Below are 22,709 nucleotides of genomic sequence, written 5' to 3' on the forward strand. Positions count from 1 at the left end.
CGGCGGGAACCGCCCACAACAGACTTCCTTCGGTGCCAGGTTCGGGGCCGACGCATCGGAGGACGGGGGAGCGTGGTTGGTCGTCGGGGGATTAACCACGCGCAGCGAGAGGGCTGGAACGTCACGTCGGGGGTGGCGCCCAGCCCTCTCGCACGTCTGGGTCAGCCCGTTCGCACGCCCCGTCCTGGGCGCACCCGGCGCTCTGCCCGTCCGGGGTGCAGAGCAGGCCGACCTCGCCGACCCAGCTCCTCAGGTCGCATTCTCACGGTCCGTCGAGCATCTCGTGAGCCTCAGACGGCGCTCGCGCCCCACGAGCCAACGCCAGCACGTACCCGGGGCGGTGCCGCGCGCTGAACGACCCAGTGGCGGGCACGCAGCGCCCGGCATCCAGGCGCGCGTCCCGGCATCCAGGCGCGCGTCCCGGCGCGCAGGCCGCCTGCCCGGTGCCCAGGCCAGGCCGCCTCCCGGCGCGCAGGTCGTCGGCTGCCCGGCCACGACCCCTCAGCCGACACCTGCGGCTGTCACCCACGCGGGCCCCGGACACTCCACGCGCCGGCTTCCCGTGCACGCAAAGACGCGCGCCGACTGAAGAGCCCGGGGTCCGCCCCGGGCCCGTCGATCGGCGCGCGTCGCGGCCGACGGCGAAAAGGCCGTCGAGCCGTCAGCGGGCGCGTCGGGCCAGCCGCTCCGGATCGAGGATCAGCACGCTCTTGCCCTCCAGCCGCAGCCAGCCGCGGTGGGCGAAGTCCGCCAGCGCCTTGTTCACGGTCTCCCGCGAGGCGCCGACGTACTGGGCGATCTCCTCCTGCGTCAGGTCGTGGGTGACCCGCAGCAGGCCCGCCTCCTGGCTGCCGAAGCGCTGCGCGAGCTGCAGCAGCGCCTTGGCGACGCGGCCAGGCACGTCGGTGAAGATCAGGTCGGCCAGCATGCCGTTGGTCCGGCGCAGCCGCCGGGCCACGACCCGCAGCAACTGCTCCGCGATCTCGGGACGGGTGCCGATCCACTGCCGCAGCGCCGTGCGGTCCATGGTCAGCGCCCGGACCTCGGTCACGGTGGTCGCGGTCGACGTCCTCGGCCCCGGGTCGAAGATGGACAGCTCGCCGAACATGTCCGACGGCCCCATGATCGCCAGCAGGTTCTCCCTGCCGTCCGGGGACTTGCGTCCGAGCTTGACCTTGCCGGATTGGATGATGTAAAGCCGGTCGCCCGGCTCGCCCTCGGCGAAGATCACGTGTCCTCGCGGGAACTCAGACGGTTCCAACGATTGGGTCAGTGCTTCCGCCGCGGCCGGCTCAACGCCTTGGAAGATACCGGCCCGGGCCAGAGTCTCGTCCACCTCGTCCCTCCATGTTGAGACGCGGCGGCTGTCTTGCGAACCGGACCCGCACGCGACCGGTCCGGTGTGCCGCCGATCACTACCAGTAAGTCTAAGACTGGTCGCGGGAACGGCGAGTCCGCAGCTTACCGGCGCGTCCCACCCTGCGTAGCTGGAACAGCTCCAGCGCACGTCCAATTCCCTGCCGGAACAGCGCCCGGACCTCGTCCGGCCGGGCGTTCTCCAGCAGCTCCTCCACCTCGTTCTCCTGTACCGCGACGTGGCGGAGCCGTGCCTCCACGCGCTCCATGAAGAGCGTGAAGAACATGATCACAAGCGGTACTACGATCACGAACCAGGCAGTCATGATGATGAAATCCTCGCTCATGCCTTCGGGGCGGATGTAACCGGGGGTATGTTCTGCGCGCGCGAGGCCATGCGAGCACCCTCCGCTTGGGTGGCATCCGTACTCTGGTGGGGTGCCGGACCAAGCTCGGAACAAGCCCCGTGACGCCGCTGTCAAGAAGGCCGCCAAGGCCCGGTCGGGGGAGACCCGGCTGGGACTCGTCCGGCGTGCCCGCCGGATGCTCCGCGCACTGGCCGAAGCCTATCCCGAGGCCCACTGCGAGCTGGACTTCAACACCCCGCTGGAGCTGGCGGTGGCCACCATCCTGTCCGCACAGTGCACCGACAAGCGGGTCAACGAGGTCACTCCGGCCCTGTTCAAGCGCTATCCGACGGCCGAGTCCTACGCCGGCGCCGACCGCGCCGAGCTGGAGGAGATGATCCGCTCGACCGGCTTCTACCGGAACAAGGCCTCCTCGCTGATGGGACTGGGCGCCCAGCTGGTGGAACGCCACGGCGGCGAGGTCCCGGCCCGCCTGGACGAGCTGGTCAAGCTCCCCGGCATCGGCCGCAAGACGGCCAACGTGATCCTCGGCAACGCCTTCGACGTGCCCGGCATCACGGTCGACACCCACTTCGGCAGGCTGGTCCGGCGCTGGAAGTGGACCGCCGAGGAGGACCCGGTCAAGGTCGAACACGCGATCGGCGAGCTCATTCCGCGCAAGGAATGGACCATGCTGTCGCACTACGTGATCTTCCACGGGCGCCGCGTCTGCCACGCCCGCAAGCCCGCGTGCGGGGCCTGCCTGCTGGCCGCCGACTGCCCCTCCTACGGCGACGGCCCGACCGACCACCTGGTGGCCGCGAAGCTGGTCCGCGGGCACGAGGCGCCCCACCTGCTCGCGTTGGCCGGGATAGTCGACGAGATCCCGGAGCGGACCATCGAGAAGGTGGCCGAGACGGAGCCGCACGCGTGAGCGGTCTGCGGGAGTACCGGAACGAGATCCGCTGGACCATCGTGGTCGTGGTGCTCGCGGTGCTCGGCATCGTCGCGCTGTGGCCGCGCGGCGCGGAGCAGCCCGCCGAGCCGGGAGCGCCCGCCCCGGCGCCGGTCGCGGCGCAGCGGGGCGCCGACCCGGCGCTGCGCGCCTCGGCGGCCCTGGAGCCCTGCCCCTCCGGCCCGCCGACGGGTCCGCCCGGCGCGACCGGCACCTGCCTCGCCGACGGCAGGCCCGCCGACCTCGCCGCCATGGTCGGCGGCCGCACCACGCTGGTGAACGTCTGGGCCACGTGGTGCCAGCCGTGCCGGACCGAGCTGCCCGCGCTCCAGGAGTACTCGCGCCGGCCCGGCGCCGTGCCCGTCGTGGGAGTGCAGGTGCAGAGCGACGAGGACGACGGCCTCGCCCTGCTCCGAGAGCTCGGTGTGCGCTATCCGAACGTGCACGATCCCGACAACCGCATCCGGGCGGCGCTCAACGTGCCCGCCGTGCTGCCCATGAGTTACGTCGTCACCGCGTCCGGTGAGGTCCGCCGGGTGGACCCGCCGGTGGCGTTCGAGTCGGCCGACGAGGTGCGCACCGCGGTCCAGCGCACCGCGGGAGGTGCCGGATGACCGGACCGGGAGTAGGGCCGCTGGTGGACCCCGACGACGTGCCCGAGTGGCTGCGGACGCTGGTCAAGCGCACCGCCGACCTCGACGGCGGGCGCCTCGGCTGGCCGCGCACCGACCCGCCCGCCGACGCCCGCCCGGCGGCCGTGCTGGTGCTCTTCGGCGAGGGCGAGGCCGAGACCGGACCGGACGTGCTCCTGCTGCGCCGCGCCGACAACCTGAACTCCCACCCGGGCCAGGTCGCGTTCCCGGGCGGCGCCGTCGACCCCGGCGACGACGGCCCGGTCGGCGCGGCGCTGCGGGAGGCCACCGAGGAGGTGGGGGTCCTGGCCGGCGGCGTGCGGCCGGTCGCGGTGCTGCCGGAGCTGCACGTCGCGCACAGCGGTTTCCGGGTGACCCCGGTCCTGGCGCACTGGCGGACGCCGTCGCCGGTCGCGCCGGTGGACCCGGCCGAGACCGCCGCGGTGGCGCGGGTGCCCGTCTCCTGGCTGACCGACCCGGCCAACCGCATCCGGGTCCGCTACGCCGAGCGGCAGCTCGGGCCGGCGTTCCTGGTCCCGGGGATGCTGGTGTGGGGATTCACCGGCGGGCTGCTGGCCGGGGTGCTCGACCTGGCCGGCTGGGCGCGCGGCTGGAACCGCGACGACGTGCGTGAACTGGGGGCTGCCTGGAGGGCCGCGGAGGAGGCCGACGACGTGGGCTTCGGCACGCACTGAGCCGGTGGCGGCGCCCACCGGCAGGGCGGATGCGAGGCTTGCGGGGTGGTGCTGGCTGCCATGATCGGACAGCATCTCCGGCAGGAATGAGGTGAACGGGTGAACTGGGTCGATCTGCTCGTCGTGCTGCTGGCGCTGCTGGCCGCGGCGTCGGGTGCGCGCAGCGGGTTGATCACCGCCCTGTTCTCGTTCCTCGGTGTCATCGCCGGTGCGGTCGTCGGGCTCAAGCTCGCGCCGCTGCTGCTGGAGCGGCTGGACAGCCCGTCTGCCCGGATCGCCTTCGGCGTGGGCATCGTGGTGCTGCTGGTCGCCTTCGGCGAGACCTTCGGCATGTGGGCGGGGCGCGAGCTGCGCGACCGGATCACCTCGAGCAAGCTGACCGGCGTCGACAACGTGCTCGGCGCGGTGCTGCAGTGCGTGGCGGTGTTCGTGGTCGCCTGGCTGGTGGCGCTGCCGTTCACGTCGGCGTCGGCGCTGCCCGGCCTGGCCTCCGCGGTCACCAGGTCGACGGTGCTGCGCACGGTGGACTCGGTGATGCCCGACGCGGCCAAGCAGCTGCCGTCGGAGCTGCGCGAGATGCTCGGCATGAGCGGTTTCCCGGAGGCGCTGGAGCCGTTCTCGGAGACGCCGGTCGCCGCGATCGACCCGCCGGACCCCGCCCTGGCCTCCAGCGAGGCCGTGCGCGACGCGCGTACCAGCGTGGTGAAGGTGCGCGGGCGCGCGGTTTCGTGCGCGCGGGCGCTGGAGGGCACCGGGTTCGTCATCGCCCCGCACCGGGTGATGACCAACGCGCACGTCGTCGCCGGCACCGACAAGGTCGCGATCGAGATCGGCCGGGGCGAGTTCGACGCCGAGGTCGTGCTGTTCGACCCGAACACCGATCTGGCCGTGCTGTCGGTGCCGGCCCTCGACGCCGACGCGATGTCGTTCAAGCAGGACGCCCACCCGGGCGACAGCGTGATCGCGCTCGGCTACCCGCTGGACGGCCCGTACACGGCGTCACCGGGCCGCATCCGCGAGCGCATCCGGCTGCGCGGGCCGGACATCTACGACTCGACCACCGTGGTCCGCGAGGTGTACACGTTGCGGGGCAAGGTGCAGAGCGGCAACTCGGGCGGTCCGCTGATCGACCCGCGGGGCGACGTGGTGGGTGTCGTGTTCGGCGCGGCCGTGGACGACCCGGAGACCGGGTTCGTGCTCACCGCCGACGAGGTCGCCGACGAGGTGGCGTCCGCCCCGAGCCTGCACACCCCGGTCTCGACCGGGGACTGCACCGGCTGATCGCGCCCGCGGTCCGCGAAATCCGCGATCACCGCCGTCAGGCGGAGGTCTTCTCCACGGCCTTGTCCTCGCCGTGGCGGCGGGTGATCTGCGCGGTGTCCTTCAGGCTCTCGATGGTCCGCTTCGGTGCCCGGATCTTGCGCACCCGCCGGTAGCCGAGCAGCGCGAAGACGCCCGCCACCAGCAGCATGAACAGGAACACGATGCCGAAGGCCGCCCACCGCCACAGGCCGAGCTGGGCGAGGCCCTCGGCGAGGGTGAAGAACAGGAAGAACATGCTGAAGCCGAGGACGCTCAGCGCGAGGATGAAGTAGACGCTGCCCTTGACGCCCTTCTTCACCTCGCCGGCGAGCTCGGCCTTGGCCAGCTCCATCTCGGAGCGGACCAGCGTGGACAGATGCGTCGTGGCGTCGCGGACCAGCGCACCGATGGACTGGCCGTTGTCGGGCCCGGTGCCCTCCTCGGACAGCGGGATGGAGGTGACGGCCGACCAGCCCGCACCGTCACGGCTGCCATTGGGGTTCTTCTCGGCGCTGTTCACGTACCTCATCGTGCCACGCTCGATCAGGCGGGTACCGATCGACTCGCGGTGTGTTACCCGTGAGTGACATCGGCGCCGGCGGCCCGTCAGGCCGAGGCGTCGCCGTTGCGCACCTTGCGGCCCCTGCGCAGCAGCATCACGGCCGCGAGCAGCGAGGCCAGCGCGGAGGCGATCAGCACCGCGGCCTTGGCCCGCTCGGCGGCGGCTCCCTCCAGCGACAGCTCGGCGATGAGCAGGCTCACGGTGAAGCCGACGCCGCCGAGCATGGCCAGCGCGCTGAGGTCGCGCCACCTCAGCCCGCGGGGCTTGGCCCCGATGCCGATCTTCACCGCCAGGTAGGAGCTGCCGAAGATGCCGACGAGCTTGCCGACCACGAGCCCGACGACCACGGCGATGGCCACCCGGTCGTGGGTCATCGCGACCAGCGCCTCCCCGTCGACCGGGACACCTGCGGCGAACAGCGCGAACACCGGCACGATCAGCCCGGCCGACCACGGCTGGAGCCGGTGCTCCAGCCGCATCGCCGGTGAGGCGGTCTCGTGCAGGTCGCGGCGCACCCGGGTCAGCAGGCCCAGCGCGACCCCGGCGATGGTGGCGTGGATGCCGCTGCTGTGCACGGCGATCCACGTCGCGACGGCCAGCGGGACGTAGAGGAACGGCGTGGTGATCCGGCGCTTCTGCGCGTACCAGTAGACGGCGCAGAGCGCCGCCGCGGCGAGCAGCGCCAGCACGCTGAGGCCGGAGGTGAACAGCACCGCGATCACGACGATGGCGCCGAGGTCGTCCACCACGGCGAGGCTGAGCAGGAACACCCGCGCGGCGGTGGGCATCCACGACCCGGTCAGCGACAGCACGCCGAGCGCGAAGGCGATGTCGGTGGCGACCGGGATCGCCCACGCCGCGTGCGCGCCCGGAGCGCCGTGGCCGATGGCGAACGCCAGCACGGCGGGCACGACCATGCCGCCCAGCGCGGCGACCACCGGCAGGGTCGCGGTCTTGCGGTCGGCCAGCTCACCGACGACCAGCTCGCGCTTGAGCTCCAGCCCGGCGACGAAGAAGAAGATCGCGAGCAGGCCGTCCTTGGCCCACTCGCCGATGGTGAGGTCCAGGTGCAGGAAGTGCGGGCCGACTGTGAAGTCGCGCACGGTGCGGTAGAGCTCCTCCGCCGGTGAGTTCGCCAGCACCAGCGCGAGGGCGGCGGCGGCGAGCAGCACCATGCCGCCGACGGTCTCGGTGCGCAGGTACTCGGCGAAGTCGAAGGAGCGGGCCGACCCTTGTTGCCCGTCGGGGTTCCTGCGGGTGCGGTTGCGGGCGGACTTCGACACCGGGGGCCTCCTGGGGGCGGACAGCACGAACTGTTCGCCGACCAGACTTCCCGGCACACCCGCAACGACCCTAACAGATTCTTGAAGCCGCAAACGATCTTCAAGCTCGTCTTCGCAGGTAGCGGGCCTGCGGAAACGAAAAGGGCGCCGTCCCGGATGCTGGGAGGGCGCCCTTTCGCAGGAGAACTCAGTCCTCGGTCGACTTGCCCAGGCCGGCGGAGATGAGGTCCATCACGGAGGAGTCGGCGAGGGTGGAGACGTCGCCGATTTCGCGGTTTTCGGCGACGTCGCGCAGGAGCCGTCGCATGATCTTGCCGGAGCGGGTTTTGGGCAGTTCGGGCACGACCATGATCTGGCGGGGTTTGGCGATGGGGCCGATTTCGTGGGCGACGTGGTCGCGTAGGGCCTTGATCGCGGCTTCGCCGGAGGCCTGGTCGTCGGCGCCGCCGCGCAGGATGACGAAGGCGACGATGCCCTGGCCGGTGGTGGGGTCGCTGGCGCCGACCACGGCGGCCTCGGCCACGGTGGGGTGGGAGACCAGGGCGGATTCGACCTCGGTGGTGGAGATGCGGTGGCCGGAGACGTTCATGACGTCGTCGACCCGGCCGAGCAGCCAGATGTCGCCGTCGTCGTCGTATTTGGCGCCGTCGCCGGCGAAGTAGTAGCCCTTGTCGGCGAACTTCGACCAGTAGGTTTCGCGGTAGCGGTCGTCGTCGCCCCAGATGCCGCGCAGCATCGCGGGCCAGGGCTGGTCGAGCACCAGCAGTCCGCCGCCGCCGTGGCCGACCTGTTCGCCGGACTCGTCGACGACCTTGGCGGCGATGCCGGGCAGCGGGACCTGGGCGGAGCCGGGTTTGGTGGCGGTGACCCCGGGCAGCGGCGAGATCATGATCGCGCCGGTTTCGGTCTGCCACCAGGTGTCGACGATGGGGGCGCGGTTGCCGCCGATGTGTTCGCGGTACCACATCCAGGCCTCGGGGTTGATCGGTTCCCCGACCGAGCCCAGCACCCGCAGGGTGGACAGGTCGTAGCGGGCGGGGATCTCCGCGCCCCATTTCATGAAGGTGCGGATGGTGGTCGGCGCGGTGTAGTAGAGCGTGACGCCGTATTTCTGGACGATGTCCCAGTGGCGGCCTTCGTGCGGGGTGTTGGGGGTGCCTTCGTAGATGACCTGGGTGGCGCCGTTGGCCAGCGGCCCGTAGACGATGTAGGTGTGGCCGGTGACCCAGCCGATGTCGGCGGTGCACCAGTACACGTCGGTTTCGGGTTTGAGGTCGAACACGGTGCGGTGGGTGTAGGCGGCCTGGGTGAGATAGCCCCCGGAGGTGTGCAGGATGCCCTTGGGGCGTCCGGTGGTGCCGGAGGTGTAGAGGATGAACAGCGGGTGCTCGGAGTCGAAGAACTCCGGGGTGTGGGATGCGGGCCGGCCCTCGACGACGTCGTGCCACCACTGGTCGCGGCCGTCGTTCCATTCCACGTCGGTCTTGGTGCGTTGGACGACCAGGACGTGTTCGACGCTGGGGGTGGCGGCCACGGCCTCGTCGACGTTGGTCTTGAGCGGCATGGCCTTGCCGCGGCGGTACTGGCCGTCGGCGGTGATGACGACCTTGGCCTGGGCGTCGTTGATGCGGGTGCGCAGCGCTTCGGAGGAGAACCCGCCGAACACCACGCTGTGCAGCGCGCCCAGCCGGGCGCAGGCCAGCATCGAGTAGACCGCCTCGGGCAGCATCGGCAGGTAGATCGCGACCCGGTCGCCCGCGCCGACCCCGAGCGAGGCCAGCGCGTTGGCGGTGCGGGAGACCTCGCGTGCCAGCTCGGCGTAGGTGATGGCGCGGGAATCGCCCGGTTCGCCCTCCCAGTGGATGGCCACCCGGTCGCCGTTGCCGGCCTCGACGTGGCGGTCCACGCAGTTGTAGGCGACGTTGAGTTTGCCGCCGACGAACCACTTGGCGAACGGGGCGCCGGACCAGTCCAGCACCTGCTCCCACTCGGTGTCCCAGTGCAGGTGGCGGGCCTGGTCGGCCCAGAACGCCTCACGGTCGGCGTCGGCCTGGGCGTAGAGCTCCGACGTCGCATTGGCTTGGGCGGCGAACTCCCCGGACGGCGGGAATGTCCTGCTCTCGGTGAGCAGGTTGTCCAAGGTGTTGCTCTGCCCGTCGGGCTCGCTCATTGCGGGGAACCTCCCTGGCTGATGGGGCGCATGTGCTGTGTGAACCGTAATGCGATCCTGGGCGCTCCAACAGGGGGAGGCCCGCTTGGTTTAGACCAATTTGTTGTTCACTGTGCGGATTCGACGCACTACCCTGCGCGCCTGAGCGGTCACTTTGGCACATGTCCTGGTCGGCCCATGCGGTGGGTTGATACCCGCCCGGTAGCGTTTCTAAGCGTGAACGCCCAGGAATCGCTGCTCCCGTTGCTGGAGCTTGACGGCGTCGCCGAGGCGGTGACCTCTGCTCGCGCGGCGATCGACGAGGTGCACCGGCACCCGGCGAACCGGCGCGGCTGGCCCACGACGGCCGCCGAGGCGTCGGTGCGAGCCGCGCGGGCGAGCGCGGCCGTCGCAGGCGGAGCGACCGAAATTCCCGAAACGGGTGAGGTGAGCGACCCCCTGCTGGCGGGTGCTCTGCGCATCGCCGAGGGCATGGGGCCGCTGCTGCCGACGTGGCAGCGGGCCCCGCTGCAGGCGCTGGCCCGTCTGCACGTGCTCGCCGCGGCCGATCTCGTCGAGGACAAGGAGTCGCTGGGCCGTCCCCGTGCTGATCGCGAGGTGTCCGAGCGCCTGGACCTGCTCGCCCGGATCGTCGCCGACTCCAGCGGCAAGTCCCAGGGCGTGATCCCCGGTCCGGTGCTGGCCGCCGTCGTGCACGGCGAGCTGCTCGCGCTGTCGCCCTTCGGCCTCGCCGACGGCGTGATCGCGCGGGCCGCGGCGCGGCTCACCGTGATCGGCAGCGGCCTGGACCCGAAGGGCCTCGTGGTGCCGGAGGTGGCGTACTTCCGCAGGCAGGGCGATTACTCGGCGGCGGCGGACGGCTTCGCCAACGGCGACCCCGAGGGCGTCGGCGAATGGCTCCACTACTGCTGCCGCGCCCTCGAAGCGGGCGCGCGAGAGGCCAAGTCCATCGCGGATGCTGTTCAAGACGCCTGATGGCGTCTTGAATGGCGCTTCGCGCCATCCGACCGACGAAGGTCGGATGCAAGGGTTCCAGCGCTCAACCACCGCCGGAACGTGAAGCAACACACGCCGGCCCACCGCCGGCGAACGAACGAGGAACGACGTGACCAAGAAGCTCCTGCTCGACTGCGACCCCGGAATCGACGACGCGCTGGCCATCGGCCTGGCGCACGGCATCCCGGACCTGGAGCTGGTCGGGCTCACCACCGTCGGCGGCAACGTGGAGCTGGAGCACACGACGGACAACGCCCTGCGGCTGGTGGACTTCTACGGCATGGACGTGCAGGTGGCCCGCGGCGCGGGCCGGCCGCTGGTGCGCGAGCCGAAGACCGCCGCCGACGTGCACGGCGCTACCGGGCTCGGCGGCGCCGTGCTGCCGGAGGCGCGTTCGGCGCTGGTCGACGCGCACGCGGCGGACTTCATCATCGACACGCTGGCCGCCGCACCGGGCGAGATCAGCCTGGCCGCGGTCGGGCCGCTGACCAACATCGCGCTGGCGCTGCGCAAGGAGCCGCGGATCGCCGAGTGGGCCGCCGAGTTCGTGATCATGGGCGGTTCCTACACCCGCGGCAACACCACCCCCGCCGCCGAGTTCAACGTCCACGCCGACCCGGAAGCCGCCGCGGTGGTCTTCGGCGGAGCGTGGCGGACCGTGATGATCGGCCTCGACCTCACCCACCAGGCGCGGGCGACCGCGCAGGTGCGCAGCCGGTTCGCCGGGCTGGGCAGGCTGGAGGCCGAGCTGCTCACGCCGTGCCTGGACTTCTACGGCGAGCACGACGGTTCGCACGGCCGCGGCCCGGCGATCCACGACGCCTGCGCGGTCGCCTACGTGGCGAATCCGGCGCTGGTCCGCACCGCCCCCGCGCGAGTGGACGTCGAGGTGCACGGCACGTTCACCGCGGGCATGACGGTGACCGACTTCGGCGGCGCGCCCAACGCCGACGTGGCCACCGAGCTCGACGTCCCGGCCTTCTGGGACCTGTTCGACGACGCGTACCGCCGCGTCGCCGAACAGCTGCTGCACCCGGCGGGCTGAGCGGGGCTCAGTTGCGCGAACCGCCTTCGACGCACGGGTCCCACTCGGCGGTGGGGTCCATCTCCTCGTGGCGCTGGGTCAGGCTGAACCAGTTGCCCGAGTCGTCGCGCAGCAGCGCTTCGATGCCGTACGGGCGGTTGGTCGGTTCCTGCACGAACTCCACTCCCCGGGCCGACAGCTCGCGGTAGGTCGCGTGGCAGTCGTCGGTGGACAGCACCCCGGCGCCGAGCACTCCCTTGGCCAGCAGCGACCTGACCTGCTCGGCGGACTCGGGGTCCAGCGACGGCGCCGCCGCTTCCATGAGGGTGATCTCGAGGCCGGGCTGGTCCTCGGCCCCGACCGTGACCCAGCGGAAGTCGCCCATCGCGCTGTCGGTGCGCAGCTCGAAGCCGAGCTTCTCGGTGTAGAACCGCTTGGCGGACTCCTGGTCGAGGACCCACACCGTGGCGATCGACAGTCCGGTGATCATGCGCTGCTCCTTGTTCGGTGGTCGGTGCCCGCAACGCTAGGCGCGCGCACCGGTCCCGGGCTTCTCCGAAATCACCGGCTTGCGCCGCGGGTTGAACCCGCCCGCGTGCATCAGCGCGAAGCAGCCTGGGACGGCCGCGGGCGGGCTGGCCCTGCGGAACTCCGCGGGGGTGATGCCGACCTGCTCCTTGAAGCGGGTGCAGAAGCTGCCGAGGCTGCTGAAACCGACCAGGAAGCAGATCTCGGTGACGGTCAGGTTCGCGTTGCGCAGCAGGTCCTGGGCGCGCTCGATGCGGCGACCGCTGAGGTAGCGGCCCGGTGTCTGCCCGTAGGCGGCGCGGAACGACCGCACGAAGTGGTTGCGGGAGTACCCGGCTCGGGCCGCCACGGCGTCCACGTCCAGCGGCCGCGCCCAGTCCCGGTCCATGAGGTCCTTGGCCTGGCGCAGGCTGCGCAGGTGGTCGAGGTCGGGGGCGGTGCGGGTCATGCTCGGATGCTCGCACGCGCCCCCGACGCCCGGACGGCTCGCGTCAGGCGCCACCCCGGCGTCCGCTGCCGGCGCGCCGGGCCGCCCCTCAGGGACGGTCGAGAGCCGGGCGCTTGCTGTCGAAGGTCCAGCCCGGCACGAGGTAGCGCATCGCGACGGCGTCGTCGCGCGTGCCGAGCCCCTCGGTGAGGTAGAGCGCGTGCGCGGCCTCCACCTGCTCCATGTCCAGCTCCACCCCGAGCCCGGGAGCGGTGGGCACCTCGATGCGCCCGTCGCTGATCCGGAACGGCTCGCGGGTCAGCCGCTGCCCGTCCTGCCAGATCCAGTGCGTGTCGATCGCGGTGATGTCGCCCGGCGCCGCGGCGGCGACGTGGGTGAACATCGCCAGCGACACGTCGAAGTGGTTGTTGGAGTGCGAGCCCCAGGTCAGCCCCCACGCGTCGCAGAGCTGGGCCACGCGCACCGAGCCGCCCATCGTCCAGAAGTGCGGGTCGGCCAGCGGGATGTCGACGGCGTCGGTGCGCACGGCGTGTCCGAGCTGGCGCCAGTCGGTGGCGATCATGTTCGTCGCCGTGGGCAGCCCGGTCGCCCGCCTGAACTCCGCCATCGTCTCGCGCCCGGAGTAGCCGCCCTCCGGTCCGCACGGGTCCTCGGCGTAGGCGAGCACCCCGTACAGGTCGCGGCCCAGCTCGATCGCGTCGGACAGCAGCCAGCCGCCGTTGGGGTCGAGGGTGATCCGCGCTTCCGGGAACCGCTCGGCGAGCGCGGTGACGACCTCGGCCTCCTCCCGGCCCGGCAGCACCCCGCCCTTGAGCTTGAAGTCGTGGAAGCCGTAGCGCGCCTGCGCGGCCTCGGCCAGCCGCACGACGGCATCGGACGTGAGCGCCTCCTCGTCGCGCAGCCGCAGCCAGTCGTCGGACTCCTCGGCGCCCGAGCGGTAGCCGAGGTCGGTGCGGTTGCGGTCGCCGACGAAGAACAGGTACCCGAGCACCGGCACCGACTCGCGCTGCTGCCCGTCGCCGAGCAGTTCGGCCACCGGCACGCCGAGGTGCTTGCCGAGCAGGTCGAGCATGGCGGCCTCGACCGCGGTGACCGCGTGGACCGCGACGCGCAGGTCGAAGGTCTGCGCGCCCCGGCCGCCGGAGTCGCGGTCGGCGAAGCGCCGGTGCACGTGGGTCAGCACCGAGTGGTAGCGGGCGATGGGTGCGCCCACCACCAGGTCGGTGGCGTCGGTGAGGGTGGCGCGGATGCCCTCGCCACCGGGTACCTCGCCGACGCCGGTGTTGCCCGCCGAGTCGGTGAGGATCAGCAGGTTGCGGGTGAAGTGCGGGGCGTGCGCTCCGCTGAGGTTGAGCAACATGCTGTCCCGCCCGGCGACGGGCACCACGCGCATGCCGGTCACCACCGGGCTCTGCTGGGTGGTCGTGGTGTTCATGCTGGCGTTCCTCCGGGTGGGGTCAGTGCTTGCCGAGCTCGCCGTCGACGCGGCGCCAGATGCCGTCCGGGTTGCCGTCGGCGACCGCGCGCGGCAGCAGCGCCGGAGGAACGTCCTGGTAGGCGACCGGACGCAGGAACCGCTCGATGGCCAGCGTGCCCACCGACGTGGTCCGGGAGTCCGATGTGGACGGGAACGGCCCGCCGTGGACCATCGCGTGGCCGACCTCGACGCCGGTCGGCCAGCCGTTGAACAGGATGCGTCCCGCGCGCTGCTCCAGGACGGGCAGCAGGTCGGCGACCTGCTCGTGGTCCTGCTCGGTCGCGTGCACGGTGGCCGTGAGCTGTCCCTCCAGCGCTTCGGCCACCGCGAGCACCTGCGCGACGTCGGCGCACCGGACCACCAGGGAGCACGACCCGAAGACCTCCTGCTGGAGGGCATCGCTGTCGAGGAAGCTCTTGGCGCTGGTCGACAGCAGCGCCGCACGGCAGCCGTTGGGCTGAGCGGACTCGCGACCGCGGGCCAGCACGGACACCGGCTCCTGCGCCGCCAGCGCGGAAACGCCCTCGTCGTAGGCGCTCGCGATGCCTGGCGTGAGCATCGTCGTCGGTTCGGTCCGCGCCACGGCTTCGGCGGCGGATTCCAGGAAGGCGTCGAGGCCGGGTCCGTCGACGGCGATGACCAGGCCCGGGTTGGTGCAGAACTGCCCCGATCCCAGCGTCAGCGAGCCGGCGAACTCCGCGCCGAGCTGCCCCGCGCGCTCGGCCAGCGCCCCCGGGAGCAGGAAGACCGGGTTGACGCTGCTCATCTCCGCGTGCACCGGGATCGGCCTCGGCCTGGCCGCCGCGGCGGCGGCCAGCGCGAGCCCGCCGGAGCGCGAGCCGGTGAAGCCGACCGCCTGGATGCGGGGATCGGTCACCAGTGCCGTGCCCAGTCCGGGTCCGGAGCCGAAGAGCAGCGAGAAGGTCCCGGCGGGAAGGCCGCAGGCGGCGACGGCCTGGGCGACGGCCCGCCCGACCATTTCGGAGGTGCCGGGATGCGCGTCGTGCGCCTTGACCACCACCGGGCATCCGGCAGCCAGCGCGGAGGCGGTGTCGCCGCCTGCGACCGAGAACGCCAGCGGGAAGTTGCTCGACCCGAACACCGCGACCGGTCCGAGCGCGACCTTGCGCTGCCGGATGTCCGCGCGCGGCAGGGGAGTGCGGTCCGGCAGCGCCGGGTCGATGCGCGCGCCCGCCCAGCTGCCTTCCCGCGCGACCTCGGCGAACAGCCGCAACTGCCCGGTGGTGCGCGCCCGCTCGCCGGTCAGCCGGGCCGTCGGCAGCCCGGTCTCGGCGTGCGCCCGGTCGACCAGCGCCGGGCCGATCGCCTCGATCCCGTCGGCGATGGCCTCCAGCAGCCGCGCCCGCTGCTCGCCGCCGGTCTCGCGGTAGACGGCGAACGCCTCGTGCGCCGCCGCGCAGGCCTGCTCGACCTCCGCCGCGCCGCCGTGCCCGAACTCCGGCTCCAGCTCGGCGCCGGTGCTCGGGTCCACGGCACGCACCCGCTTGCCGCCGCCGAAGACCGGCGTACCCGCGATGATCATGTTCCCGGTGGGCATCTCACGCCTCCCCGGTGGCCGGCATCGACTTGACGAGGTCGGCGAGCATGGCGAGCTCCGCATCGTCCAGGTCGGTCAGCGGGCTGCGGACCGGCCCGGCCGGACGGCCGATGACCTTCATCCCGGCCTTGACGATGCTCACCGCGTACCCGGCGCGCCGGTTGCGGATGTCGCAGTAGGGCAGCACGAAGTCGTTCAGCCGCCGGCGCACCTCGGCGTGGTCGCGGCGGCGCACCGCGTCGTAGAAGTCCAGCGCGAACCGCGGGACGAAGTTGAACATCGCCGAGGAGTAGGTGGTCACGCCCAGCTCCAGGTAGGGCAGGGCGAAGGTCTCCGCGGTGGGCAGGCCGCCGACGTAGGTGAGCCGGTCGCCCAGCCGCGCGTACAGCCGCGTCATGCGCTCGATGTCGCCCACGCCGTCCTTGAACCCGACGAGGTTCGGGCAGTCCTCGGCCAGCCGCGCGACGGTGGTCTCGGTGTAGACCGCGTTGGCGCGGCTGTAGAGGATCACGCCGAGCCCGGTCGCCGCGCACACCGCGCGGACGTGCGCGGCCAGCCCCTCCTGGTCGGCCTCGGTCAGGTACGGCGGCAGCAGCAGGATGCCGTGCGCTCCGGCGCGCTCGGCGGCCCGCGCCAGCTCGACGGCCATCGCGGTGCCGTACCCGGCGGGAGCGATCACCGGGAGCCCGTCGGGCACCTCCCGCACGGCGGCGGACACGACGGTCTCGACCTCGGCCGGGGTGAGCGAGAAGAACTCGCCGGTGCCCCCGGCCGCGAACAGCCCGGCCGCGCCGAACTGGCCGAGCCACCCGATGTGCTCGCGGTAGGCGGGTTCGTCGAAGGTCAGGTCGGCCCGGAAGTGGGTGACCGGGAAGGACAGCAGCCCGGAGGCCAGCCGCTGGGCGACCTCGTGGGGCGGATAGCTGGACATCAGCGGTGATTCTCCTCGTTCATCGCGCTTGCTCGGGGTTCATCGCGCTGCCCGGCGGTTTCGCCGGCGACAGGGGTGCCGGCCCGCCGCTGCCGGATCAGCAGCACCGAGGCGGCGGCCAGCAGGGAGGCCAGCGCCAGGGCGTACAGGCCGTAGGTGACCTCGCCGGTCTGCTCCTTGACGAAGCCGAACCCGAACGGGGCGACGAACCCGCCCAGGTTGCCCAGCGAGTTGATCACCGCGATGGCGGGGGCCACGACCACCGGGCTCAGGCTGCGCTGCGGGATCGACCAGAACAGCGGGCTGGCGCTCTTGAAGCCCATCGCGGCCACGCACAGGAAGGCCAGCGCGGGCCACGGCGAGACGACCGCGGCCAGCCAGGTCCCCACGGCGGCGGTGATCAGGGCGGCGACCAGCAGCGGGCGGCGGTCGCCCGCGCGGTCCCCGGCGCGCCCGGACACGTACATCGCGACCACCGCGCAGATCCACGGCAGCGACGACAGCAGGCCCACGGTGATGTCGTTCGTGCCCTCGATGCGCCGGACGATCGACGGCAGCCAGAAGGTGTTGGCGTAGATGGAGAGCTGGATGGCGAAGTAGATCCAGCAGAACAGCAGCAGCTTGCCGTCGAGCAGCAGCCGCCAACGCGACCCGCCCCGGGTTTCGGCCGTCTTGGCGGCGTCCTCCTCGTCGATGCGCGAGATCAGCGCGGTCTTCTCGTCCTCGGTCAGCCACTTCGCGTCGCGGATCTTCGAGTCCAGGAAGAAGTAGGCGACGACGCCCACCACCACCGAAAGCGCGCCCTCCAGGCCGAACAGCCACTGCCAGCCCCGCACGCCGAGGAACCCGTGCATCGACAGCAGCGGGCCCGACAGCGGTCCGGAGATCGCCGCGGCGATGGACGAACCGGCGACGAACAGCGCGGTCGCCCGGCCGCGGTGGGAGTCGGGCAGCCAGCGGGTGAAGTAGAAGATCACCGCCGGGAAGAACCCGGCTTCGGCGGCGCCGAGCAGGAAGCGCAGGACGTAGAACATCTCGGGGCTGTTGACGAAGGCCATCGCGGCCGACACCAGGCCCCAGCTCACCATGATCCTGGTGAGCCAGACGCGGGCGCCGAACTTCTCCATCATCACGTTGCTGGGCAGCTCGAACAGCGCGTAGGCGATGAAGAACAGGCCGGCGCCGAAGCCGTAGGCCGTGGCGCCGATGCCGACGTCGGCCTCCAGGTAGGTCTCGGCGTAGCCGATGTTGGAGCGGTTGAGCTGGTTGCAGACCAGCATGACGACGAACAGCGGGACGACCCGCCGGAAGATCTTGCCGATCGCGCTGGACAGCGCGTCGGGTCTCGCGGGGGTGAACGTCATCGGTCACTCTTTCGAAGCTTGAGGGCCGGGGCGAGGTGGCCGGATCGCGGCCACGTGGTGCTGGTCACTGGCGCCGGTTGCGAACGACACTAGGGTTGGTCTTCAATGCGCGTCCAACTCCGATAAGGCATGCACTGATACCCGAACGGCATCGATGTTCACGTTGAACCAGCTCGCCGGATTCGTCGCGGTCGCCGAAGAACTGCACTTCGGCCGTGCCGCGCAGCGCCTCCGGATGACCCAGCCGCCGCTGAGCCGCCAGATCCAGCAACTGGAGAAGGAGCTCAAGGTCCGGCTGTTCGACCGCGCGGGCCGCGCGGTCCGCCTCACCCCGGCCGGACGGGCGTTCCTGGCCGACGCCCGGCGGCTGCTGCACGAGGCCGAGAACGCGACGCTCTCGGTGCGGCGCACCAACAGCGGCCAGGCCGGCATCGTGCGGATCGGCTTCACCGCCACCTCCGCCTACGGCGTGCTCGGCGGCCTGCTCGGCACGGCCCGCGACCGGCTGCCGCACGTCGACGTCGTGCTGCGGGAACTGGTCACCCGCGACCAGGTGGAGCAGCTCTCCTCGGGCGCCCTGGACCTCGGGCTGGCCCGGCCGACGGCCGCGGGACCGGGAATCCAGTCGCGGCGGATCCGCTCCGAGCCGCTGCTGGCCGCCGTGCCGCAGGAGCATCCGCTCGCCCGCGGCGAGGGACCGCTGGAGCTCGCCCGGCTCGACGGCGCGGACGTGGTGACCTACTCGCCGACCGACGCCACCTACTTCTACGACCTGCTCATCAGCGTCTTCCGCGCGGCCGGGGTGCGCCCGCACTACGTCCAGCACGTCAGCCAGGTCCACACGGTCCTCGCCCTGGTGCAGGTCGGGCTGGGGATCGCGCTGGTGCCTTCGACCGCCGCGCGCCTGCGGGTGGAGGGCGTGGAGTTCCGGGAGGTCGACCTTCCCGACCCGGAACCCGTCGAGCTGCACCTGATGTGGCGGCGGGCCAACGACAACCCGGCGTTGCACGCCCTGCTCGACCTGCTCTGATCCGCGCTCCCGCGAGGTAGCCTCGTTCGGCGCGACCACGGCCGGCGCGTGGTGACGGACCCGTGAGGTTGACTGGCGGGCATGACCGAACTGCCTCGCGACGAAGCACCCGTCGTCGTGGACGACGCCCGCCACGACGACGCCGGCCAGCTCACCGCCCTGGTGCGCGCCAGCGCCGCATACGCGGGCGAGTACCAGGCGATGGTCGTCGGTGACACGATCACGACGGACTACCTCGACGCCAACCTGGTTCGGGTGGCCAGGGGCGGCGACGGCGCGGCGCGCGGCTTCTACGCGATGCTGACGCCCGGTCGCGGAGAGCCCGGCGAGGGCGAGCTCGACTACCTCTTCGTCGGCGACGACCAGCAGGGCCGCGGCCTGGGAAGGCTGCTGTTCGAAGACATGCGCGCGCAGGCGGTCCGGCGCGGCCTCCGCGCCGTCCACATCGTCTCGCACCCACCCGCGGAGGAGTTCTACCGCGCGCGTGGCGCCCGCCGCGTGGGCGAGGTGCCGCCGCGCGGCAGCATCACGTGGTCCCGCCCGCACCTGCTGCTTACCTTGGCCTAGCGGCCGCTGGGAATCTTCACAGAGACGTGTGAACGCGTTTCCGTGGGAGATTTCCGGGATGGTCGATCCGCGCTACATCAGGATGTTCCACGAGGTCGTGGCGACCGGTTCCTACTCGGCCGCCGCCCGCAGTCTCGGCTACAGCCAGCCGGCGGTGAGCAGGCAGATGCGGGCGCTGGAACGCTGCGTCGGCACGCCGCTGTTCGTCCGCGTCGGCCGCGCGATGCGGCTGACGGAGGCGGGCGAGGTCCTGGCGCGCCACGCCGAGTCGGTGACGGCCGACCTGGCGGCGGCGCAGAACCAGATCTCGGCCATCGCCGACCTGCGCGCCGGGACGATCCGGATCTGCGCGTTCCCCAGCGCCAGCGCGACGATCGTGCCCGCCGCCACCGCGTCGGCCACCCGCGCGCACCCCGGGCTGCGGATCCGGCTGGTCGAGGACGAGCCGCCGGGTTCACTGGAGACCCTGCGGCGCGGCGAGTGCGACATCGCGCTGGCCTTCACCTACCCGGGTTTCGGCGAACGGCCCTGCGACGACGTCATCGGCATCGAGGTGCTGGAGGACCCGGTGGTCGCGGTGCTGCCCACCGGGCACCGGCTGTCGCGGCGCCGGTCGCTGGACCTGGCCGAGCTGCGCGGCGAGCGCTGGATCGCGGGCTGCCCGCGCTGCCGCGACCACTTCGTGCGGGCGTGCGCGGCGGCGGGTTTCGAACCCGACATCGCCTTCACCACCGACGACAACCTGGCCGTGCAGAGCCTGGTCGCGGCGGGGACGGGGATCGCGCTGATGCCGCGGCTCGTGCTGTCGTTCCTGAAGCACCCGCGGATCGTCGGGCGGCGGGTACGGCGCGTGCACCACCGCAGCATCTCGGCCTACGTGCTGCGCGACCACCGCCGCATCCCGGCGACGGCGCTGATGCTGGAGACCTTCCGCCGCGTGGGAGAGCAGATGCGACGCGAGCCATGACCGGCGTGTGAGCCATAACCGGGGCGTTGGGGGTGGCCAACATTCCGGTGGTCGACGCTCCTGCCGCTGCTGGGCACGGTTGTGCCCATGACTCCGCAGCAGATCCACCTGGTGCAGGCCATCCGCGACGTCGTCCGGCGCGAGGAGCGCGCGGAGCGGACGGCGGAACTGGTCGCCGAGGCACTGCGGCCGTTCCTCGCGGTGCCGGACCTGCTGCGCGAGGACCAGCGCACCGGCGACCCCGGCAGCTACACGCAGCACGTCCTGCACGTCGAACCCGACGGATCGTTCTCCGTCGTCGCGCTGGTCTGGCTCCCCGGCCAGCGGACCCCGGTGCACGACCACGTCGCCTGGTGCGTCACCGGCGTCTACGAGGGCGTCGAGCACGAGCAGCGCTTCACCGTGCACGACGGCAGCTCGCTGGTGCCGACCCAGCAGGTGACCAACCCCGCGGGCGACGTCTGCGGCTTCGCCCCGCCCGGCGACATCCACCTGGTGCGCAACGCCTGCACCACCAAGGCCATCTCCCTGCACGTCTACGGCGCCGACATCGGCACCCTCGGCACCAGCGTCCGGCGCACCTACGACCTGCCCGTCCGGGCGGCGGTCTAGGGATGTCTAGCCGCCCGCCCGGACGACGGCGGCGATGCGCCGGTCGAGGGCGTGGGTGATGTCGGCCGGGCTCAGCGGTGTGAGCCCGAGTTCGTTGCGGCGGCCGAGTCCGTGCCGCAGGCGGTAGCGGCCGTCGGGCTGGAAGGCGTCGAACCAGTTGAGCGGCTGCGAGCGGTGCGTTCGGCCGCTGCGGGCGCGCAGGTTCGCGGTGAACCGGCCCTCGCGGAAGTGCGGCGCGTCGATCATCTCCCGCAGCGTCGGCTCCGAGCCGGGACCGCCACCGCCGGCATCGCCTGGACCACCACCAACGCTCTCCGAGTCCTCCTCCCACGGCTCGAAAGCGCTCGCCGGGACGGACACGAACGCGCGCAGTCCTGGCGGCGCCTGCGGGATGCCCCGCGCCGCGGCGGCAGAGATCGACGTGCGCGGGTGCACGGAGATGTCGACATCCTGCGCGTCGGCCCCGCCGCTCACCAGCAGGACCGTTCCGCTGCCCGCGACGACCGACAGCAGCCTGGCGGGCGGACTGCCCGCGACGGGCAGCCACGCGCCGTCGATCCACAGGCACGGCCTGGCGATCTGCGCGAGTGCCTGTGCCAGGGCGGGCGCCAGCACGTCCCCCGACAGCAGACCGGCGGCGCGCATCCCGGCCAGCGCACGCTGCCGGAGCACCACCCGCTCCTGCGGCGTCCACTCGTCGGTGGAGCCGCCGACCGGGATCGGGCGGTCGCCGAATCCGCCGACCTCCCAGCACAGTTCGAACCACAGCGGTGGCAGGCGCCATCGCTCGGACACACTTCCCCCCGGATGTGAACGAAAACCCCCTGTCGGCGCGACGCGAACCGATGTCCACAATGGCCGTCACGGCCGCCGCGACCAGCGGTGATCGACCCCCTGTTGATCACCGCCCGGCGAGGTTACAAGCGTGCCCGCGCCGCCCGGGAGCGCTTTTGTGAAACTTTCACGCGAATCACCCGGAAGGCCCACAAGTAGGTTCCGGACCGAGGGAGACCCGGCCCCGCGCCTACGCCGCGAGCTCGGCGAGGATGCCCGCCACCTCCTGCGGGTGCACGAGGAACCCGACGTGGCTGCCCTCGACCGAGTGCACGTCGAACGGGTTGCCGGGGGTCAGCGCGTCGGCTTCGGCGATGAAGCGGTCCTGGAGCGCGACCGGGAGCGACCGGTCCCGGGTGAGCCTGACGTAGCTGCGCGGGACCCGGCCCCAGGTCGCGGCGTCGGCCTGGACGCCGATGCCGCCCGCGTCGAGGGACTCGTCGGGTTCCAGGGTGTTGAGAAAAGCCAGGAACTCCTCGTCGGTGCCGTCGGCGAGCATCGCCGTCTTCAGCGTAGCCAGGAGCCCCGCGTCCGCGGTGCGCCAGTTCATCCGGATGGCGCCGAGCGCGGCGATGTCGCCGACCATCACGCCCGCGGCTTCGCCGAGGACGCTGTCGGCGTTCTCCGGCGACGCCACGTACTCGGCCACCGTGCTGTCCACGCAGCACCAGGCCGAGACGTAGACGAGCCGGTCGACGAGTTCCGGGACGGCGTTGCCGACGCCGGTGAGCGTCAGTCCGCCGCGGCTGTGCCCGACCAGCGTCACCGGCCCGTGCGCCGCCGCCCGGCGCACGACCTCGACTACGTGCTCGACGCACTCGGCCACAGTCCGGCCCGCCTGCCCCGACGGTGCGCTCGCCAGCGCGGCCGGATCCTGCGGTGCCTGGTAGGACGGGTGCCAGCCCGCCGCGAAGCCGTGGCCGGGCAGGTCGACGGCGAGGCTGCGATGTCCGAGCAGGGCCAGCTCCCGCTGCATCGGGGCCCAGGTGAACGAGTTGCAGTTGGAACCGTGCACGAGCACGAAGGTGTGGCTCACCCGGACATCATCCACCGCCTGCCCGGCCCGCGAGC

The 22,709-nt window shown here is 72.1% G+C and carries 23 protein-coding genes; 10 read left to right on the forward strand and 13 right to left on the reverse strand.

The window, feature by feature from the left end:
- Window positions 1–661 precede the first annotated feature (661 nt).
- Together SACE_RS01610 and SACE_RS01615 are read right to left on the reverse strand one after the other, a co-directional pair.
- Window positions 662–1,336: a Crp/Fnr family transcriptional regulator gene (locus tag SACE_RS01610; protein ID WP_009946915.1), complete on the reverse strand. Its 675-nt coding sequence runs from the start codon at window positions 1,334–1,336 to the stop codon at window positions 662–664.
- A gap of 91 nt (window positions 1,337–1,427) precedes the next feature.
- Complete coding sequence (locus SACE_RS01615; protein ID WP_029621632.1) at window positions 1,428–1,682, reverse strand: hypothetical protein; 255 nt, start codon at window positions 1,680–1,682, stop codon at window positions 1,428–1,430.
- A 112-nt stretch (window positions 1,683–1,794) separates the two neighbouring features.
- On the opposite strand from SACE_RS01615, the gene nth reads away from it, so the two are divergent.
- The 4 genes from nth to SACE_RS01635 all read left to right on the forward strand — a co-directional run bounded on the left by nth (window position 1,795) and on the right by SACE_RS01635 (window position 5,266).
- Window positions 1,795–2,637, forward strand: coding sequence for an endonuclease III (nth, locus tag SACE_RS01620; protein ID WP_085982014.1), 843 nt, complete (start codon window positions 1,795–1,797; stop codon window positions 2,635–2,637).
- Window positions 2,634–3,272: a TlpA family protein disulfide reductase gene (locus SACE_RS01625; protein ID WP_011873022.1), complete on the forward strand. Its 639-nt coding sequence runs from the start codon at window positions 2,634–2,636 to the stop codon at window positions 3,270–3,272. The genes nth and SACE_RS01625 overlap by 4 nt, the downstream gene beginning before the upstream one ends.
- Entirely contained in the window at window positions 3,269–3,985 is a 717-nt protein-coding gene (locus tag SACE_RS01630) for an NUDIX hydrolase (RefSeq protein WP_009951526.1), read from the forward strand. Before SACE_RS01625 ends, SACE_RS01630 begins: the two co-directional genes overlap by 4 nt.
- Before the next feature lie 99 nt (window positions 3,986–4,084).
- Window positions 4,085–5,266, forward strand: coding sequence for a MarP family serine protease (locus tag SACE_RS01635; protein ID WP_009951525.1), 1,182 nt, complete (start codon window positions 4,085–4,087; stop codon window positions 5,264–5,266).
- A gap of 37 nt (window positions 5,267–5,303) precedes the next feature.
- Here SACE_RS01635 and SACE_RS01640 read toward each other — a convergent pair whose 3' ends face one another.
- From SACE_RS01640 to acs, 3 genes are all read right to left on the reverse strand, one after another.
- Window positions 5,304–5,816 carry a phage holin family protein gene (locus SACE_RS01640; protein ID WP_011873024.1) on the reverse strand — a complete coding sequence of 171 codons (513 nt, stop codon included), beginning with the start codon at window positions 5,814–5,816 and terminating at the stop codon, window positions 5,304–5,306.
- 77 nt (window positions 5,817–5,893) lie between these two features.
- A complete protein-coding gene (gene nhaA, locus SACE_RS01645) occupies window positions 5,894–7,132 on the reverse strand; it encodes a Na+/H+ antiporter NhaA (RefSeq protein ID WP_009951522.1) in 1,239 nt (412 codons plus the stop codon).
- Between the two features lie 187 nt (window positions 7,133–7,319).
- Window positions 7,320–9,302 carry an acetate--CoA ligase gene (gene acs / locus SACE_RS01650; protein WP_011873025.1) on the reverse strand — a complete coding sequence of 661 codons (1,983 nt, stop codon included), beginning with the start codon at window positions 9,300–9,302 and terminating at the stop codon, window positions 7,320–7,322.
- A gap of 177 nt (window positions 9,303–9,479) precedes the next feature.
- Between acs and SACE_RS01655 the strand changes: the two genes are divergently transcribed.
- Together SACE_RS01655 and SACE_RS01660 are read left to right on the forward strand one after the other, a co-directional pair.
- Complete coding sequence (locus SACE_RS01655) at window positions 9,480–10,277, forward strand: Fic family protein (protein WP_197537721.1); 798 nt, start codon at window positions 9,480–9,482, stop codon at window positions 10,275–10,277.
- Window positions 10,278–10,407: 130 nt separating this feature from the next.
- Complete coding sequence (locus SACE_RS01660) at window positions 10,408–11,343, forward strand: nucleoside hydrolase (RefSeq protein WP_009946513.1); 936 nt, start codon at window positions 10,408–10,410, stop codon at window positions 11,341–11,343.
- Between the two features lie 7 nt (window positions 11,344–11,350).
- On the opposite strand, the gene SACE_RS01665 is transcribed toward SACE_RS01660, so the two are convergent.
- From SACE_RS01665 to SACE_RS01690, 6 genes are all read right to left on the reverse strand, one after another.
- Window positions 11,351–11,812: a VOC family protein gene (locus SACE_RS01665; protein WP_009946512.1), complete on the reverse strand. Its 462-nt coding sequence runs from the start codon at window positions 11,810–11,812 to the stop codon at window positions 11,351–11,353.
- A gap of 36 nt (window positions 11,813–11,848) precedes the next feature.
- Window positions 11,849–12,298 (reverse strand): helix-turn-helix transcriptional regulator, encoded by a 450-nt coding sequence (locus tag SACE_RS01670; protein WP_009946511.1) that lies wholly within the window; start codon window positions 12,296–12,298, stop codon window positions 11,849–11,851.
- Window positions 12,299–12,386: 88 nt separating this feature from the next.
- Complete coding sequence (gene gudD, locus SACE_RS01675; RefSeq protein WP_011873026.1) at window positions 12,387–13,733, reverse strand: glucarate dehydratase; 1,347 nt, start codon at window positions 13,731–13,733, stop codon at window positions 12,387–12,389.
- 22 nt (window positions 13,734–13,755) lie between these two features.
- Window positions 13,756–15,333, reverse strand: coding sequence for an aldehyde dehydrogenase (NADP(+)) (locus tag SACE_RS01680; protein ID WP_009946510.1), 1,578 nt, complete (start codon window positions 15,331–15,333; stop codon window positions 13,756–13,758).
- Window position 15,334: 1 nt separating this feature from the next.
- The gene (kdgD, locus tag SACE_RS01685; protein ID WP_009946509.1) at window positions 15,335–16,264 is read right to left on the reverse strand and encodes a 5-dehydro-4-deoxyglucarate dehydratase; all 930 of its coding nucleotides are present in this window, start codon (window positions 16,262–16,264) and stop codon (window positions 15,335–15,337) included.
- Window positions 16,264–17,628, reverse strand: coding sequence for an MFS transporter (locus SACE_RS01690; protein WP_009946508.1), 1,365 nt, complete (start codon window positions 17,626–17,628; stop codon window positions 16,264–16,266). The genes kdgD and SACE_RS01690 overlap by 1 nt, the downstream gene beginning before the upstream one ends.
- Before the next feature lie 154 nt (window positions 17,629–17,782).
- On the opposite strand from SACE_RS01690, the gene SACE_RS01695 reads away from it, so the two are divergent.
- The 4 genes from SACE_RS01695 to SACE_RS01710 all read left to right on the forward strand — a co-directional run bounded on the left by SACE_RS01695 (window position 17,783) and on the right by SACE_RS01710 (window position 20,804).
- A complete protein-coding gene (locus SACE_RS01695; RefSeq protein WP_011873027.1) occupies window positions 17,783–18,658 on the forward strand; it encodes a LysR substrate-binding domain-containing protein in 876 nt (291 codons plus the stop codon).
- An 81-nt stretch (window positions 18,659–18,739) separates the two neighbouring features.
- Complete coding sequence (locus tag SACE_RS01700; protein ID WP_009946505.1) at window positions 18,740–19,225, forward strand: GNAT family N-acetyltransferase; 486 nt, start codon at window positions 18,740–18,742, stop codon at window positions 19,223–19,225.
- Between the two features lie 58 nt (window positions 19,226–19,283).
- Complete coding sequence (locus tag SACE_RS01705; protein WP_009946504.1) at window positions 19,284–20,192, forward strand: LysR family transcriptional regulator; 909 nt, start codon at window positions 19,284–19,286, stop codon at window positions 20,190–20,192.
- An 87-nt stretch (window positions 20,193–20,279) separates the two neighbouring features.
- Window positions 20,280–20,804, forward strand: coding sequence for a cysteine dioxygenase family protein (locus SACE_RS01710; RefSeq protein WP_009946502.1), 525 nt, complete (start codon window positions 20,280–20,282; stop codon window positions 20,802–20,804).
- Window positions 20,805–20,810: 6 nt separating this feature from the next.
- On the opposite strand, the gene SACE_RS01715 is transcribed toward SACE_RS01710, so the two are convergent.
- Window positions 20,811–21,599, reverse strand: coding sequence for an ESX secretion-associated protein EspG (locus SACE_RS01715; protein WP_009946501.1), 789 nt, complete (start codon window positions 21,597–21,599; stop codon window positions 20,811–20,813).
- A 229-nt stretch (window positions 21,600–21,828) separates the two neighbouring features.
- Complete coding sequence (locus tag SACE_RS01720) at window positions 21,829–22,674, reverse strand: alpha/beta fold hydrolase (protein WP_009946500.1); 846 nt, start codon at window positions 22,672–22,674, stop codon at window positions 21,829–21,831.
- Window positions 22,675–22,709 lie beyond the last annotated feature (35 nt).

Origin of the sequence: Saccharopolyspora erythraea NRRL 2338 (assembly GCF_000062885.1) — a bacterium.
GTDB lineage: Bacteria > Actinomycetota > Actinomycetes > Mycobacteriales > Pseudonocardiaceae > Saccharopolyspora_D > Saccharopolyspora_D erythraea.

What these genes read in the sequence shown, in the direction of transcription:
- SACE_RS01615 (WP_029621632.1), bottom strand. Translation starts at nt 1,682, where the DNA reads ATGACTGCCTGGTTCGTGATCGTAGTACCGCTTGTGATCATGTTCTTC.
- SACE_RS01630 (WP_009951526.1), top strand. Translation starts at nt 3,269, where the DNA reads ATGACCGGACCGGGAGTAGGGCCGCTGGTGGACCCCGACGACGTGCCC.
- SACE_RS01640 (WP_011873024.1), bottom strand. Translation starts at nt 5,816, where the DNA reads ATGAGGTACGTGAACAGCGCCGAGAAGAACCCCAATGGCAGCCGTGAC.
- acs (WP_011873025.1), bottom strand. Translation starts at nt 9,302, where the DNA reads ATGAGCGAGCCCGACGGGCAGAGCAACACCTTGGACAACCTGCTCACC.
- SACE_RS01655 (WP_197537721.1), top strand. Translation starts at nt 9,480, where the DNA reads ATGCGGTGGGTTGATACCCGCCCGGTAGCGTTTCTAAGCGTGAACGCC.
- SACE_RS01665 (WP_009946512.1), bottom strand. Translation starts at nt 11,812, where the DNA reads ATGATCACCGGACTGTCGATCGCCACGGTGTGGGTCCTCGACCAGGAG.
- SACE_RS01670 (WP_009946511.1), bottom strand. Translation starts at nt 12,298, where the DNA reads ATGACCCGCACCGCCCCCGACCTCGACCACCTGCGCAGCCTGCGCCAG.
- gudD (WP_011873026.1), bottom strand. Translation starts at nt 13,733, where the DNA reads ATGAACACCACGACCACCCAGCAGAGCCCGGTGGTGACCGGCATGCGC.
- SACE_RS01680 (WP_009946510.1), bottom strand. Translation starts at nt 15,333, where the DNA reads ATGCCCACCGGGAACATGATCATCGCGGGTACGCCGGTCTTCGGCGGC.
- kdgD (WP_009946509.1), bottom strand. Translation starts at nt 16,264, where the DNA reads ATGTCCAGCTATCCGCCCCACGAGGTCGCCCAGCGGCTGGCCTCCGGG.
- SACE_RS01690 (WP_009946508.1), bottom strand. Translation starts at nt 17,628, where the DNA reads ATGACGTTCACCCCCGCGAGACCCGACGCGCTGTCCAGCGCGATCGGC.
- SACE_RS01695 (WP_011873027.1), top strand. Translation starts at nt 17,783, where the DNA reads ATGTTCACGTTGAACCAGCTCGCCGGATTCGTCGCGGTCGCCGAAGAA.
- SACE_RS01700 (WP_009946505.1), top strand. Translation starts at nt 18,740, where the DNA reads ATGACCGAACTGCCTCGCGACGAAGCACCCGTCGTCGTGGACGACGCC.
- SACE_RS01705 (WP_009946504.1), top strand. Translation starts at nt 19,284, where the DNA reads ATGGTCGATCCGCGCTACATCAGGATGTTCCACGAGGTCGTGGCGACC.
- SACE_RS01710 (WP_009946502.1), top strand. Translation starts at nt 20,280, where the DNA reads ATGACTCCGCAGCAGATCCACCTGGTGCAGGCCATCCGCGACGTCGTC.